The sequence below is a fragment of the Candidatus Cryosericum odellii genome (assembly GCF_003570935.1).
Taxonomy (GTDB): domain Bacteria; phylum Caldisericota; class Caldisericia; order Cryosericales; family Cryosericaceae; genus Cryosericum; species Cryosericum odellii.
The window spans coordinates 1-1,295 of sequence record NZ_QXIU01000007.1; the positions used below are offsets into that span (position 1 = coordinate 1).

The 1,295-nt window shown below is 58.9% G+C and carries 1 protein-coding gene; it reads left to right on the forward strand.

Going from position 1 to position 1,295, the window contains the following annotated elements:
- Positions 1 to 210: 210 nt before the first annotated feature.
- Positions 211 to 1,191 carry an ROK family protein gene (locus SMC5_RS00230; protein ID WP_119119119.1) on the forward strand — a complete coding sequence of 327 codons (981 nt, stop codon included), beginning with the start codon at positions 211 to 213 and terminating at the stop codon, positions 1,189 to 1,191.
- The last annotated feature ends 104 nt before the right edge of the window (positions 1,192 to 1,295 follow it).

Genomic DNA, 1,295 nt, shown 5'->3' on the forward strand with positions numbered 1-1,295 from the left:
ACGCTGTCCTCCTTGTCTGAAAACAGCACTCTTCTTGGGGCGATGACGGTCGTGCTGGACGATTTCCTCGAGAGCCCGTATGATTTTCTGACCGTTCGAGAGGAACGCCGTCACTGAGGGTCTTGCTCGACGGCTTGACAGGTCATGCTGTCATCCTACAATAACTTGAATATTAACGTCGCATACGAAATTGATTGAGAGGTTGGCGACATGGACACATCAAGGGCGACGGTGCGCACTGTAGCAGGTGTGGACATAGGTGGGACCAAGGTTACGTTCATCCTCTGGTCGGGTGATGCCATTGCATACAGGGTGGTATTGCCATATGCTGCCCGGTCCAGTCGGGAGTTCTCAGAGCTCATCCTGCAAGGGATGGGTGACCTCTGTCGGCGGGCGGCAGATACAGGGGTTGCCATCATGGGTACGGGTATCGGGTGTGCCGGCATGGTCGACCAGAAGCATGGCGTGCTCCTGTTTCCTCCCAATATGCCTGGCGTGCGAGATGTGGCGCTTGCTGATATCGTCGGTGGGTTCACCGGTGCCCCGGCGTATCTGGAAAACGATGCCAACTGTGCGCTCTTCGCCGAGTGGGTCAGCGGGGTTGCCGTCGGTCGCCGCAATGTCGTGATGTTCTCTGTCGGGACTGGTGTTGGCGGAGCGTTCATTGTCGACGGGCACCTGTATGTTGGTCGCCACGGCTTTGCAGGCGAGATAGGGCACCTTCCCATGGTCGACCGTGGCCTGCTGTGCGGCTGTGGCCGTCATGGCTGCCTCGAGACCACCGCTTCCGGAACCGGTATCGAGCGGTATGTCGAGAGCGCACTGGCTAAGGGGTCGAAGAGTCTCATGACGATGAAAGACGCAGCGTCGGCCCGGACAATCTCCGAGTTTGCTCATCATGGAGACCTACTGGCACAACAAGCCTTCAAGCGGGCGGCCCGCCACCTTGGTCGGGCGGCTGCGGCACTCATTAACACGCTCGACCCGGATATGGTCGTGCTGGGCGGCGGAGTTGCCGAGTCAGGGCTGCTCATGGACGAAATGAAGCGCGTTGCTCAGCGGCGTTCTCTGCCGCTCCTGTTTGAGGGCATCGAATTCTCGATGGCACACTATAGGAACGATGCTGCCGCCGTTGGTGCGGCTCTTCTCGCGGATCAGCTTCTCAAAGGGCAGACTGTCTACTCGACGTAAGCTCGTCTGATGCCTTGGGAGGCGTCTCTCCACGACCGTTTCTGTGGGTGGAGTCTTGCTCGATGCTGATCAGTTGCCCCTGGCAAGACGTGAGCGAATGTCCG

Bases quoted from the DNA above. Each gene is read 5' to 3' on its own strand.
- SMC5_RS00230 (WP_119119119.1), top strand. From the start codon at position 211: ATGGACACATCAAGGGCGACGGTGCGCACTGTAGCAGGTGTGGACATA.